The 13,922-nt window shown below is 66.3% G+C and carries 12 protein-coding genes; 9 read left to right on the plus strand and 3 right to left on the minus strand.

From position 1 onward, the window contains the following. The first annotated feature begins 16 nt into the window (after positions 1 to 16). The 9 genes from G3W89_RS14115 (at position 17) to G3W89_RS14155 (ending at position 12,128) form a co-directional block, all read left to right on the plus strand. Positions 17 to 685 (plus strand): response regulator, encoded by a 669-nt coding sequence (locus G3W89_RS14115; protein WP_232076543.1) that lies wholly within the window; start codon positions 17 to 19, stop codon positions 683 to 685. A gap of 164 nt (positions 686 to 849) precedes the next feature. Next, positions 850 to 2,139 (plus strand): MFS transporter, encoded by a 1,290-nt coding sequence (locus G3W89_RS14120; RefSeq protein ID WP_162574668.1) that lies wholly within the window; start codon positions 850 to 852, stop codon positions 2,137 to 2,139. Next, on the plus strand, positions 2,136 to 3,788 hold the full coding sequence (locus tag G3W89_RS14125) for an MFS transporter (protein WP_162574669.1): 1,653 nt from the start codon (positions 2,136 to 2,138) through the stop codon (positions 3,786 to 3,788). Before G3W89_RS14120 ends, G3W89_RS14125 begins: the two co-directional genes overlap by 4 nt. 27 nt (positions 3,789 to 3,815) lie before the next feature. Beyond that, on the plus strand, positions 3,816 to 7,634 hold the full coding sequence (locus G3W89_RS14130; protein WP_162574670.1) for a nitrate reductase subunit alpha: 3,819 nt from the start codon (positions 3,816 to 3,818) through the stop codon (positions 7,632 to 7,634). Further along, the gene (gene narH / locus G3W89_RS14135) at positions 7,631 to 9,163 is read left to right on the plus strand and encodes a nitrate reductase subunit beta (protein ID WP_162574671.1); all 1,533 of its coding nucleotides are present in this window, start codon (positions 7,631 to 7,633) and stop codon (positions 9,161 to 9,163) included. The genes G3W89_RS14130 and narH overlap by 4 nt, the downstream gene beginning before the upstream one ends. Before the next feature lie 2 nt (positions 9,164 to 9,165). Continuing rightward, complete coding sequence (narJ, locus tag G3W89_RS14140) at positions 9,166 to 9,861, plus strand: nitrate reductase molybdenum cofactor assembly chaperone (RefSeq protein ID WP_197893556.1); 696 nt, start codon at positions 9,166 to 9,168, stop codon at positions 9,859 to 9,861. Further along, complete coding sequence (narI, locus tag G3W89_RS14145; protein ID WP_162574672.1) at positions 9,858 to 10,589, plus strand: respiratory nitrate reductase subunit gamma; 732 nt, start codon at positions 9,858 to 9,860, stop codon at positions 10,587 to 10,589. The genes narJ and narI overlap by 4 nt, the downstream gene beginning before the upstream one ends. A gap of 18 nt (positions 10,590 to 10,607) precedes the next feature. Next, positions 10,608 to 11,435 carry a peptidylprolyl isomerase gene (locus G3W89_RS14150; protein WP_162574673.1) on the plus strand — a complete coding sequence of 276 codons (828 nt, stop codon included), beginning with the start codon at positions 10,608 to 10,610 and terminating at the stop codon, positions 11,433 to 11,435. A 177-nt stretch (positions 11,436 to 11,612) separates the two neighbouring features. Next, complete coding sequence (locus G3W89_RS14155; protein ID WP_162574674.1) at positions 11,613 to 12,128, plus strand: nuclear transport factor 2 family protein; 516 nt, start codon at positions 11,613 to 11,615, stop codon at positions 12,126 to 12,128. Positions 12,129 to 12,164: 36 nt separating this feature from the next. Here the strand turns inward: G3W89_RS14155 and G3W89_RS14160 are convergent, their stop codons facing one another. The 3 genes from G3W89_RS14160 to G3W89_RS14170 form a co-directional block, all read right to left on the minus strand. Then, entirely contained in the window at positions 12,165 to 12,584 is a 420-nt protein-coding gene (locus G3W89_RS14160; RefSeq protein ID WP_162574675.1) for a ribonucleotide reductase subunit alpha, read from the minus strand. Positions 12,585 to 12,668: 84 nt separating this feature from the next. Next, positions 12,669 to 13,316, minus strand: a complete 648-nt coding sequence (locus G3W89_RS14165; protein ID WP_162574676.1) for a hemerythrin domain-containing protein — start codon at positions 13,314 to 13,316, stop codon at positions 12,669 to 12,671. Between the two features lie 10 nt (positions 13,317 to 13,326). Further along, positions 13,327 to 13,725 (minus strand): group III truncated hemoglobin, encoded by a 399-nt coding sequence (locus tag G3W89_RS14170; protein WP_162574677.1) that lies wholly within the window; start codon positions 13,723 to 13,725, stop codon positions 13,327 to 13,329. Positions 13,726 to 13,922: the final 197 nt, after the last annotated feature.

Here is a 13,922-nt window from a genome sequence, read left to right on the forward strand (position 1 = left end):
CATGAACCCTCTCCCGATGAAGATCCGAATCCTGGTGGTGGACGACCACACGCTGTTTCGGCGCGGACTGACCGCACTGCTGAATCGCGATCCGGGCTTCGAGGTCGTCGGCGACGCCGGCGACGCCGGGGAAGCCCAGCGCCGCGCCGAGGAACTGAAGCCCGACCTGATCCTCCTGGACAACCATTTGCCGGGCGTCACCGGCGTCGATGCCTTGCCGGCGCTGCGCGAGGCCGTGCCTGCGGCACGGGTGCTGATGCTCACGGTCAGCGAGGACGAAGGCGACCTCGCGGGCGCCCTGCGTGCGGGCGCGAGCGGCTACCTGCTCAAGACCATCGAGGGCGACGCACTGGCCGCAGCCATCCGGCGCGTGATGCGCGGGGAGAGCATCGTGGCCGAGGAGATGACCGGCAAGCTGGTGGCGGCCTACCGCGATGCCGCCGCACCGCGGCCCGCAAAGGCCGCAGAACCTGCAGCCGCGGCGTCGCCGCTCGACGCGCTGTCGCCGCGCGAGCAGGACATCCTGCGCGGCATCGCGAGCGGCCAGGGCAACAAGGAGATCGCACGCTCGCTGGGCATCGCCGAGACCACGGTGAAGATCCATGTCCAGCACATCCTGCGCAAGCTCGACGTGAGCTCGCGCGTGCATGCCGCCGTTATCGCGGTCGAGCGCGGCCTGGGTTGATCCAGCGCAAGTCCGCGCCGTTTTCCCATTCGACTAGTTCTTCATGAGGATGCCGGCGCCCGGCCGCATCGTTCTTGTAGCGCCCCGCAGTCCTACCACGGAAGGATGTCGCCAGGTGCCGGCATTTCCTACAGTCGATCCATGATCAACGAGCGGACTTCGTCATGAGCAAGAAGAGCCAGGCCCTGGCCGTCCTGATGGTCAGCACGCTGGCATTCACCGTGTGCTTCATGGTGTGGATGATGTTCGGCGTGATCGGCATCCCGATCAAGAAGGCGCTGGGCCTCAACGCCACCGAGTTCGGCCTGCTGACCGCCATGCCGGTGCTCACGGGCTCGCTGGTCCGCGTGCCACTGGGCATCTGGACCGACAAGTTCGGGGGCCGCATCGTGATGGTCCTGCTGATGGCGCTCACCGTGCCTGCCATCTGGCTCATGAGCTATGCGACGGCGTACTGGCACTTCCTGGTCATCGGCCTGTTCGTCGGCCTGGCCGGCGGCTCGTTCTCGGTGGGCACGCCGTACGTGGCGCGCTGGTTCCCGAAGAATCGCCAGGGCTTCGCGATGGGCGTGTACGGCGCCGGCAACTCCGGCGCGGCGGTCAACAAGTTCATCGCGCCGGCGCTCGTGGTCGCCTTCGGATGGGCCATGGTGCCGCAGGTGTATGCGGCCGTCATGCTCGGCACCCTGCTGCTGTTCTGGGTGTTCAGCGCGAGCGATCCGGCGCACCTGGTGCCGAGTCATACGCGCTTTTCGGATCAGCTGCGCGCGCTGAAGGAGCCCAAGGTCGTCAAGTACTGCCAGTACTACAGCATCGTGTTCGGCGGCTACGTTGCGCTGAGCCTGTGGATGGTGCAGTACTACATCGGCGAGTTCGGGCTCGACATCCGCACCGCGGCGCTGCTGGCTGCCTGCTTCTCGCTGCCGGGCGGTGTGCTGCGGGCCGTCGGCGGCTGGCTGAGCGACAAGTACGGCGCGCATTCGGTCACCTGGTGGGTGATGTGGGTGAGCTGGATCTGCCTGTTCCTCCTGAGCTATCCGCAGACCGAGTTCACCATCGCCACGCTCGCGGGCCCCAAGACCTTCCACATCGGCCTGAACGTCTACGCCTTCACCGGGCTGATGTTCCTGCTCGGCATCGCCTTCGCCTTCGGCAAGGCCTCGGTGTTCAAGTACATCGCGGACGACTACCCCGAGAACATCGGAACCATCAGCGGCATTGTCGGCCTGGCCGGCGGGCTGGGTGGCTTCGTGCTGCCGATCCTGTTCGGCGTGCTGGTGGATCTCACCGGCGTCCGCTCCAGCGCCTTCATGCTGATGTACGGCGTGGTCTGGGTCTCGCTGATCTGGATGTACTGGACCGAGGTGCGCGGCACCGAGGTCCTGGGCCGGCGCGCCCACGCCTTCCGCCTCGGCGGCTCGTCCGCTTCCCCCTCCTTGCAGGAACCCGCATGACCACCACCATCGACATCAAGGGGCCGTTGCCGCCCTCGAACGACACCGACGTCGCCGACTGGCGACCCGAGGACGAGGCCTTCTGGGCGTCCACCGGCCGCCGCATCGCCTACCGCAACCTCTGGATCTCGGTGCCCAGCCTGTTGTGCGGCTTCGCGGTCTGGGGCATGTGGGGAATCATCACGGTCCAGATGCTGAACCTGGGATTTCCGTTCAGCCAGGCCGAGCTGTTCTCGCTGACGGCGATCTCCGGCCTCGCCGGCGCCACGATGCGGATACCGGCCTCGTTCCTGATCCGCCTGGCGGGCGGGCGCAACACCATCTTCCTGACCACCGCCATGTTGCTGGCCCCGGCCATCGGCACCGGCATCGTGCTGCAGCACAAGGACTGGCCGCTGTGGTCCTTCCAACTGATGGCGCTGTGGTCGGGCGTGGGCGGCGGAAACTTCGCGAGCTCGATGTCCAACATCAGCACCTTCTTTCCCAAGCGGCTGCAGGGTACCGCCCTGGGGCTGAATGCCGGGTTGGGCAACTTCGGGGTGACGAGCATGCAGATCGTCATTCCGCTGGTCATGACCGTCGGGCTGTTCGGTGGGTTCGGCGGCGAGCCGATGACGCTGGTCAAGGACAGCGGCTGGATCTTCGGCAAGATCCCCGCCGGCACGCCCACCTGGATCCAGAACGCCGGCTTTGCCTGGCTGCTGTCGCTGGTGCCGCTGGCCGCCTTGTGCTGGTTCGGCATGAACAACCTGAAGACCGTGTCGCCGAACACGGGCGGCGCAATCGCCGCCTTCCTCAAGATCATCTGGCTCTACACGCTGTCCTTCGTGCCGGCCGGCGTCGGCCTGTACCTGTACCTGCCGGCGCCGACCGGGCTCGGCGTGCTGAACATGTGGCTCGCCATGCCGCTGATCATCGTCAGCACGCTGCTGGTGCTCAAGCTCACGGCCTTCGGCCCGATGAAGGAGAGCATCGCCAAGCAGTTCGAGATCTTCCGCAACCGGCACACCTGGGCGCTGACGCTGCTGTACATGGTGACCTTCGGCTCGTTCATCGGGTTCTCGATGGCGCTGCCGCTGGCCATCACGGTGATCTTCGGCGTGAGCCACGTGCCGGACGCGTCGGGTGTGATGCAGCACGTACTGAAGAACCCCAATGCGCCCTCGGCGCTCACCTATGCCTGGATCGGGCCCTTCATCGGTGCGGCGGTGCGGCCGTTGGGCGGCTGGATCTCCGACCGGATCGGCGGCTCGATCGTCACCCAGATCATCTCGGCGCTGATGGTGGTGGCCTCGGCGGCGGTGGGCTACGTGATGCTGCTGGCCTACCGCTCGGCGGCGCCCGAGCAGTACTTCCTGATCTTCATGGTGCTGTTCGTGGTGCTCTTCACCGCCAGCGGCATCGGCAACGGCTCGACCTTCCGCACCATCGGCGTGATCTTCGACCGGCAGCAGGCCGGCCCGGTGCTGGGCTGGACCTCGGCCGTCGCGGCCTACGGGGCCTTCATCGCGCCGGTGGTGATCGGCGCCCAGATCAAGGCCGCCACGCCCCAACTCGCCATGTACGGCTTCGCGGCGTTCTACGCCCTGTGCCTCGTTCTCAACTGGTGGTTCTACCTGCGCGGCAAAGCGTACGTGAAGAACCCCTGAGCCCAGACCTTTCCGGAGCCCAACCCCATGAGCCATTTCCTGGACCGACTCAGCTACTTCAGCCAGCCGCGGGAATCCTTTTCCGACGGCCACGGCGTTACCACCGGCGAAGACCGCACGTGGGAAGACGCCTACCGCAACCGCTGGGCGCACGACAAGATCGTGCGCTCCACCCACGGCGTGAACTGCACCGGTTCGTGCTCGTGGAAGATCTATGTCAAGGGCGGCATCGTTACCTGGGAAACCCAGCAGACCGACTACCCGCGCACCCGCTGGGACATGCCCAACCACGAGCCGCGCGGCTGCGCGCGCGGCGCCAGCTACAGCTGGTACCTGTACAGCGCCAACCGTGTCAAGTACCCGATGGTGCGCGGCAGGTTGCTCAAGAGCTGGCGCGAGGCGCGCATTGCGCACGACCCCGTCGGCGCGTGGGCCTCGATCGTCGAGGACGACGCCAAGCGGCGCGACTACCAGCAGGTGAGGGGGCTCGGCGGCTTCGTGCGCTCGTCGTGGGACGAGGTCAACGAGATCGTCGCAGCCGCCAACGTGTACACGATCAGGAAGCACGGGCCGGACCGCGTCATCGGCTTCTCGCCGATTCCGGCGATGTCGATGATCAGCTATGCCGCGGGCAGCCGCTACCTCAGCCTGATCGGCGGCGTGTGCATGAGCTTCTACGACTGGTACTGCGACCTGCCGCCCGCCAGTCCGCAGGTCTGGGGCGAGCAGACCGACGTGCCCGAATCGGCCGACTGGTACAACTCCAGCTTCATCATCGCCTGGGGCTCCAACGTGCCGCAGACGCGCACGCCCGACGCGCACTTCTTCACCGAGGTGCGCTACAAGGGCGCGAAGACGGTGGCGGTGACGCCGGACTATTCCGAGGTCGCCAAGCTGGCGGACATCTGGATGCATCCGAAGCAGGGCACCGACGCGGCGGTCGCGATGGCGATGGGCCACGTGATCCTGAAGGAGTTCTACTTTCCCGACGCAGGCCGCGAGCGCAGCGCCTACTTCGACGACTACGTGCGCCGCTACACCGACATGCCGATGCTGGTGATGCTCAAGGAGCACACCTTGCCCAGCGGCGAAGTCGTCATGGTGCCCGACCGCTATGTCCGGGCATCGGATTTCAACGGCAAGCTCGGCCAGGCCAACAACCCGGAATGGAAGACCGTCGCCTTCGACCAAGAGGGCAGGGTGGTGCTGCCGAACGGCGCGATCGGATTCCGCTGGGGGCCGGACGGCCGCGCCGACGAAGGCCAGTGGAACCTCGAGGCCAAGGAAGCGCGCCACTGCAAGGAGGTCAAGCTCAAGCTCTCGGTGCTCGAAGGCGGCACGCCGAGCACCGAGACGGCCCGCGTCGGCTTCCCGTACTTCGGCGGCATCGCCAGCGAGCACTTTCCCCACAACGAGCAGACCGACGTGCTGGTGCGCACTGTGCCGGTCAGGCGTATCGCGCTCGGAAAGGCCGGCGAGCAGCGCGATGCGTGGGTGGCGACGGTCTTCGACCTGCAGGTGGCCAACTACGGCGTGGCGCGCGGCCTCGATGGCGAGCTGGCGGCCACCAGCTTCGACGACGACACCCCCTACACGCCGGCCTGGCAGGAGCGCATCACCGGCACGCCCCGCGCGCAGCTGATCACGGTGGCGCGCCAGTTTGCCGAGAACGCGCACAAGACGCAGGGCAAGTCGATGGTGATCATCGGCGCGGCGATGAACCACTGGTACCACAGCGACATGAACTATCGCGGCGTCATCAACATGCTGATGATGTGCGGCTGCATCGGCAAGAGCGGCGGCGGCTGGTCGCACTACGTGGGGCAGGAGAAGCTGCGACCGCAGACCGGCTGGACCGCGCTGGCCTTCGCGCTCGATTGGGTGCGGCCGCCGCGCCAGATGAACAGCACCAGCTTCTTCTACGCACACACCGACCAGTGGCGCTACGAGAAGCTGGGCGTGGAGGAAGTGCTCTCGCCGCTCGCCGACAAGAAGGCGTATGCGGGCAGCATGATCGACTACAACGTGCGTGCCGAACGCATGGGATGGCTGCCGAGCGCGCCGCAGCTGCAGACCAATCCGCTGCAGGTGGTGCGCGACGCGCAGGCCGCGGGTGTCGATCCGAAGGACTACGCCGTCCAGGCGCTGAAGGACGGCTCGCTCAAGATGAGCTGCACCGACCCCGACCACCCGGACAACTGGCCGCGCAACATGTTCGTGTGGCGTTCCAACATCCTGGGCTCCAGCGGCAAGGGGCACGAGTATTTCCTCAAGCACCTGCTCGGCACGAGCAACGGCGTGCAGGGGAAGGACCTTGGCGCCGAGGATGCCAAGCCCCAGGAAGTCGTGTGGCATGACAAGGCACCTGAAGGCAAGCTCGACCTGCTGGTGACACTCGACTTCCGCATGAGCACCACCTGCCTTTACAGCGACATCGTGCTGCCCACGGCCACCTGGTACGAGAAGAACGACCTCAACACCAGCGACATGCATCCTTTCATCCATCCGCTTTCCACCGCGGTGGACCCCGCCTGGCAATCGCGCAGCGACTGGGACATCTACAAGGGTTTCGCCAAGAAGTTCAGCGAGGTCTGCGTCGGCCATCTGGGGGTCGAGCGCGAACTGGTGCTGACGCCGCTGATGCACGACAGCCCCTCGGAACTGGCCCAGCCCTTCGAGGTTCGCGACTGGAAGCGCGGAGAGTGCGAGCTGGTGCCGGGAAAGACCGCCCCCACCCTGCAGGTGGTCGAGCGCGACTACCCCAACGTCTACAAGCGCTTCACCGCGCTGGGGCCGCTGATGGGCAAGGCCGGCAACGGCGGCAAGGGGATCGGCTGGAATACGCAGGCCGAGGTGAAGCAGCTCGGCGAGCTCTCCGGCTTCGTCACCGAGCCCGGCGTGACCTGCGGGATGCCGAAGATCGAGACCGACATCGACGCCGCCGAGGTGGTGCTGATGCTGGCGCCCGAGACCAACGGCCAGGTGGCAGTCAAGGCCTGGGAGGCATTGGGCAAGCAGACCGGGCGCGACCACCGGCACCTGGCGATCCATCGCGAGGACGAGAAGATCCGCTTCCGCGACATCCAGGCGCAGCCGCGCAAGATCATCAGCTCGCCGACGTGGAGCGGCATCGAGAGCGAGACCGTCTCGTACAACGCCGGCTACACCAACGTGCACGAGCTGATCCCATGGCGCACGCTGACCGGACGGCAGCAGTTCTACCTGGACCATCCGTGGATGATCGCCTTCGGCGAGGGCTTTGCCAGCTACCGCCCGCCGGTGGACCTGAAGACCACCGCGGGGATCCAGGGCGTCAAGCCGAACGGCAACCCCGAGATCGCGCTGAACTTCATCACGCCGCACCAGAAGTGGGGCATCCACTCCACCTACACAGACAACCTGCTGATGCTCACGCTCAGCCGTGGCGGGCCTTGCGTGTGGATGAGCGAGGACGACGCGAAGCGCGCCGGGATTGTCGACAACGACTGGATCGAGCTGTTCAACGTGAACGGCGCCATCGCCGCGCGCGCGGTGGTGAGCCAGCGCGTCAAGCCGGGCATGGTGATGATGTACCACGCGCAGGAGAAGATCGTGAACACGCCGGGCTCCGAGATCACCGGCGCGCGCGGCGGCATCCACAACTCGGTGACGCGCATCGTGCTCAAGCCCACCCACATGATCGGCGGCTACGCGCAGTTCAGCTACGGCTTCAACTACTACGGGACCATCGGCACCAACCGCGACGAGTTCGTGGTGGTGCGCAAGATGAACCGCATCGACTGGCTCGATACGCCGGTCGCCGACGAACTGATTCGCCCTGTGCAGGCGCAAGGAGAAGTCGCATGAAGATCCGCGCGCAGATCGCGATGGTGCTCAACCTGGACAAGTGCATCGGCTGCCACACCTGTTCGGTCACCTGCAAGAACGTCTGGACCAGCCGGCCCGGCATGGAGTACGCCTGGTTCAACAACGTCGAGACCAAGCCGGGCATCGGCTACCCCAAGGAGTGGGAGAACCAGGACAAGTGGAACGGCGGCTGGGTGCGCAAGGCCAACGGCAGTATCGAGCCGCGCCAAGGCGCGAAGTGGAAGCTGCTCATGCGCATCTTCGCCAACCCCAACCTGCCGGAGATCGACGACTACTACGAGCCCTTCACCTTCGACTACGGCCACCTGCAGTCGGCACCCGAGATGAAGGCGACCCCCACGGCCCGTCCGCGCAGCCTGATCACCGGCAAGCAGATGGACAAGATCGTCTGGGGGCCGAACTGGGAGGAAATCCTCGGCGGCGAATTCTCCGGACGCAGCAAGGACAAGAACCTCGACGGCTTCGACCGGATGCAGAAGGACATGCTCGGCCAGTTCGAGAACACCTTCATGATGTACCTGCCGCGGCTGTGCGAGCACTGCCTGAACCCGGCGTGCGTTGCCTCGTGTCCCTCCGGCTCGATCTACAAGCGCGAGGAAGACGGCATCGTGCTCATCGACCAGGACAAATGCCGCGGCTGGCGCATGTGCGTGAGCGGCTGTCCTTACAAGAAGATCTACTACAACTGGAAGAGCGGCAAGGCCGAGAAGTGCATCTTCTGCTATCCGCGCATCGAGGCGGGCCAGCCGACGGTGTGCAGCGAGACCTGCGTCGGCCGCATCCGCTACCTGGGCGTGCTGCTGTACGACGCGGACCGCATCCAGGAGGCCGCCAGCGTCGAGCACGACCGCGACCTGTACAAGGCGCAGCTCGACATCTTCCTCGACCCGAACGACCCCAAGGTGATTGCACAGGCGCGGCTGGACGGCATCCCCGACAAATGGATGCAGGCGGCGCGCAACAGCCCGGTCTACAAGATGGCGGTGCAATGGAAGGTGGCCCTGCCGCTGCATCCCGAGTACCGCACGCTCCCGATGGTCTGGTACGTGCCGCCCTTGTCGCCGATCAGTGCCGCCGCCAACGCAGGGCACGTGGGCAGCAACGGCGAGATCCCCGACGTCAACCAGCTTCGCATTCCGGTCAACTACCTGGCCAACCTGCTGACGGCCGGCGACACCGGGCCGGTCGTGCAGGCGCTGGAGCGCATGCTGGCCATGCGCGCCTACCAGCGTGAGAAGCATGTCGACGGGCACATCAATCACGCCGTCCTGGAGCAGGTGGGCATCAGCCAGGCGGAAGTCGAGGAGATGTACCAGGTGATGGCGATCGCCAACTACGAGGACCGTTTCGTGATCCCCTCGACCCACCGCGAGTACGCGGAGAACACCTTCAACGTGCGCGGCGGCTGCGGCTTTACCTTCGGCAACGGATGCTCGGAAGGTACCAGCGAGGCCAGCCTCTTCGGCAGCGAGAAGAAGCGCACGATTCCCATCCGGGCGGAGGTATGAGCATGTTCACGCTGAACACCCCGCGCCCGATGGCGAAGAGCCTGCGTGTCCTCTCGGCCGTGCTCGGCTACCCCGATGCGCAGCTGCGCGGCCATCTGCCGGAGATGCGCGAACTGCTTCGCACCGAGCATGCCCTGTCGGGCTCGCGCCTGTCCGAGCTCGATGCGCTGATGGACATGCTGTGGCGCGCCGAGGCCCTGGAGGTCGAAGCCGACTACGTCGAGCTCTTCGACCGGGGCCGCGGTACTTCCCTGCATCTGTTCGAGCATGTGCACGGCGACTCGCGCGAGCGCGGACCGGCCATGATCGACCTGGGGCAGACCTACGAGAAGGCCGGCCTCAGCCTGGCCGAGGGCGAGCTCCCCGACTACCTCCCCGCGGTGCTGGAATTCGTCTCCACGCAGCCGGCCCGCGAGGCGCGCGCCTTCCTCGGCGAGACGGCGCACATCCTGAATGCCATCTTCGGCGCGCTGCGGCATCGCGAAAGCCCTTATGCCAGCGTGCTCGGCGCACTGCTCGAGCTGGCGGGGGAAAAGGCGCAGGCGGTCAAGCCGCCGGCCGACGAGCCGCTCGACGAGAGCTGGGCCGAGCCGGTCGCGTTCGACGGCTGCTCGTCGAAGGGGCAGGCCAAGCCGGGCCAGCCTCAACCCGTCCACATCATGCGCAGGAACAACGCGACACAAGGAGCAACGTCATGAACGGCGTGTATGGCTTTCTTTTCCAGGTCTATCCCTACGTGTGCTTCATGGTGTTCGTGCTGGGCAGCCTGATCCGCTTCGACCAGAGCCAGTACAGCTGGAAGAGCGACTCCTCCCAGATGCTGCGCGCCGGCACCCTGCGCTGGGGCAGCAACCTGTTCCACTTCGGCGTGCTGTTCCTGTTCTTCGGCCACATGGTCGGGCTGTTCACGCCGCACAGCGTCTACGGCATCTTCATGAGCGCGGCAACCAAGCAGATGATGGCCGTCGTGGCAGGCGGCGTCGCCGGCGCGCTGTGCTTCGTCGGCCTGTCGCTGCTGCTGTACCGGCGCGTGTTCGATCCGCGCATCCGCCTCACCAGCCATCCCACGGACATCGCAGTGCTGGTGGTGCTGTGGGTCCAGCTGGTGGTGGGGCTGATCACGCTGCCGTACTCGTTGCAGCACGCCGACGGCAGCGTGATGCTCATCCTCGCGGACTGGGCGCAGCGCATCGTCACCCTTCGGCCGGTGGATGCCACGGCGCTGGCCTCCCTGGCCTGGCCCTACCAGTTCCACATCGTCTTCGGCATGACGATCTTCCTGCTGTTCCCATTCAGCCGTCTGGTGCATGTGTGGAGCGGCTTCGGCACGGTTCGGTTCCTGTTCCGGTCGCACCAGGTCGTGCGCAGCCGCCGGCTGAACGTGCCGCCCGGACACAACCAGCCACGCGAGCCTGGCGCCATCTGAACGCGAGGAGAGAACTTCATGAATGCCGAATTTCTTCAATCGGGCGCCGCGGCGCCTCAGGCGACGGCGCCGCTTGTGGCGCGGGTCAACGGCGTGGCCCTGCACGCCGAAGCCGAGACACTGTCGACCGAGGAATTGCGCCAGCGCGCATGTTCCGAGCTGCTGCGGCAGGCAGCCATCGAGAGCGGATTGCTGGCGCCCACCGACCCGGCGCCCTGCGATGGCGTGCTCGGCGAAGCCGCATCGCAGGCCATCGATGCCTGGCTGGAGCGTGAGGTGCAGGTGCCCGAGCCCTCCGAGGAAGCCTGCCGGCGCCATCATGCGGCGCACCCCGCTCGCTACAAGGCGGGTCAGCGAGCGCAGGTCCGGCATGTCCTGTTCGCAGTGACGCCGGGCACGGACGTGGTGGCACTGCGCAATCGCGCGGAGGCCTGCCTGCTCGATGTCCGCTGCCACGACGGCAAGCCGAAGGATGGCGCGGGCAGCGGTTTCGAGCGCGCGGCCCGTGAACTGTCCAACTGTCCCAGCGGGGCAGAAGGCGGTGCGCTCGGATGGCTGACGCCTGCCGATTGCGCACCCGAGTTCGCGCGCGAGATCTTCGGCCATGTCGAGGTCGGCGTCCTGCCGCGCCTGGTGCACAGCCGCTTCGGCCTGCACGTGGTGGAAGTGCTCGAGCGCGAGGGCGGCGAGCCCCAGTCTTTCGAGTCGGTCCGCGGCGCCGTCGCGACGGCCCTGCGCCAGCAGGTCTACGTCACGGCGCTTCGGCAGTGCCTTCAGCTCTTGGCCGGACAGGCCACGGTCGAAGGCGTGGACCTCGACGCGGCGCAGACGCCGCTGGTCCAGTAGCCGCAGCCGGCGGTGCGCCATGCCTGACGAACTGCGGGAGCGGCCGAGGCGTTTCCAAAGTGCGTCGAGGAGGGTGCGCTCCGAGGCTGATCGTCCCTGACGTGAGTTCGCTTGCTGGCGACCTGTATTGACAACACTCAAGACGACGACCAAGCTTTGGTCCGGAGGTGCCGCGCCATGAACAAGCGACAAGCTCTTCTGATCGGATTGGCCGCCGTGACGATGCCGTTCGGGCGCGACGCCGGCGCCCAACCGAAGAAGGCGCAGGGCACCGGCACCGAGGCCGCCCTGCGTGACACCATTGTCCAGTTCGAGAAAGCCTGGAACCGGCACGACGTGAACGCCTGCCTGGCCTTGATGACCGAGGACGTCTGGTTCACCCAGGCGATCGACTACTACGGGCGCATGAAGGGCAAGGCGGCGGTGAAAGCCGTCTTCGAGTACGACGTGAAGAACACCGACCTCCGATGGGAGGTGAAGGGCGTGCGCATGATGCCCGACGGGACCGCGAGCGTCGTGTTGCGTCAGGTCGGCTTGATACCGCCCAAGACCGATGGCAAATACAAGCGCGAGGACGTCAGCGAGCCGAGCTTCAGCCGCTGGCGAGTCGCAGGCGGCAAGTGGCAGCTGTTCTTTTTCACGTCGCACAAGGGTTGGGCGTTAGACGAAATGAAGAAGGACGGAATGCAGTAGCAGCGATTCCGCCTGGCAGCACCCACCGTCGCGATGTCATCCGATCTGCACCGGCTGGCCTGCGCTGTCGAAGGGGATGAAGCCGGCGATGTCGCCGGACTTGACTGATTCGACCATGCGCTGCAGCGGTGCTTCGGCCTGTTCGCTGCCCGGGCTGAGGCCGCCGCTGCCGGACATCGCCGCAACGAAGACGATGTCCCAGGTTTGGCCGAACTGCCGCGATTCCTCGTGCAGTGCGTCGAACGAGAGCAGTTCGTCAGGCGTCTTGTCGACGCACATCAGCGGCGTCAAGGTGCCGCCCCGGCCGGACTGGAAGCGCTCGCGCTGCGCCGGCGAGGCATCGTCCGGAACGCCGGCTGTGGTGAAGACGAAGAGCAGGCGCTGCGGCTGGGCCTGTGCGCGCGCGGCGCGCAGCAGGTCGTCGAAGCTTGAAATGGCCGTGGCGGGCTTGGACATGCCGGTGCCTCCGAATGAAGTTGAGTTCCCGGCAGTATCCGGAGGCCTGTGGGTCGAGCCTTGATCCACGTCAAGTCCAGCCCGTCATCGCGGTGGCGGCGCGAAGGTCGGCATGGCAACGCCCCCGAAGGCTTCGAGTGCCGAGCCGAAGCTCCCCGAGTTCCGCAGCGCACCGACGATCTTCCTGAAGAGCGGCCGGTACGCCTCGTCGGCCTCGCTGCCCGCCAGCGGGTCGCGGTTCGTCAGGAACGCTGCGTCGAGTTCGGCCCATTCGCCGTCACTGAGCACTGTCTCGGCCAGCGGCAGGATCTCGGTCTCCTCGACGTGCATGTGCGCCAGGTAGAAGTCGGCGTAATGCTTCATCAAGGCCTCGAAATGGCGGCGCCGGGCTTCGCACTGTCCTGTCTCGCTCATGAGGCGGAAGCCGAGCAGTACGTGCTCGAGTTCGCGGATGGCCTGCTCGCCATGTTCGTGGTCGTGGTCCAGCCGGTCGAGTACCGCGTCGGTGTGTGCATCGTGCCCGCGGAGCTTGGGAAACAGCAGGCGGCTTTCCTTGGGGTGGTGCAGCTTCTCGGGGAACTCGTCGACGTAGAACAGCATGGCCTGCAGGGCATCGAAGTCGGGCAGGGTGTTTCGCCGCCGATGCTCGCGCAGCAGCAAGGTGATCGAACGCAGCATGGCCGACAGCGCCCGATGCTCCTGGCAGATGATCGTCAGGCTGGGGTGCGCCATGGCCGCGCGCTCAGTGGGCCCGGTCGCCGTCGGGCAGCTCGCCATGCCGCGCCTGATAGCCATACCAGAAGCTGCCGGCGATGCGATGTGCGAGATCGTCGGCGCGCTGCTGCAGCGCCGCGTTCTCCAACGCCTGGGTGGTTTCGCGGAAGAGGGCGAGCCAGCGGTGGAACAGTGCGGGCGTGAGCCCGGGCAATGCCGCATGCTTGGGCATCGGCGCCCCCTTGTAACGGGCCGTGCCCCTGAGGGCGGACGACCAGAAGTCGACGATTCGAGCCAGGTGCCGATCCCAGTCGTCGATGTGCGATTCGAAGATCGGGGCGAGCACCGGGTCCTTGCGCACCTTCGAATAGAAGGTGTGGACCAGGCGCACGACCTCTTCCTCGGTGCAAAGGTCAGGACTTGGCATCAGCGAACCTGCGGGCCGCGCGCCCGGGGATTTGTGCTCCGCGAACATCCCACATCTCCTTATGTCTCCTGGCCTTCATTCATTCCGCTTGAAACCGCGATGGAAGCCTAGCGCGGATCGACCGCCATTTCCTTGATATGAAGCAAGCTCCCTGCACTTGGCCGCGACGGGTGTTCCTTCATGCCACGGCGGGTGGT

Origin of the sequence: Variovorax sp. PBL-H6, assembly GCF_901827155.1 — a bacterium.
Lineage (GTDB): Bacteria > Pseudomonadota > Gammaproteobacteria > Burkholderiales > Burkholderiaceae_C > Variovorax.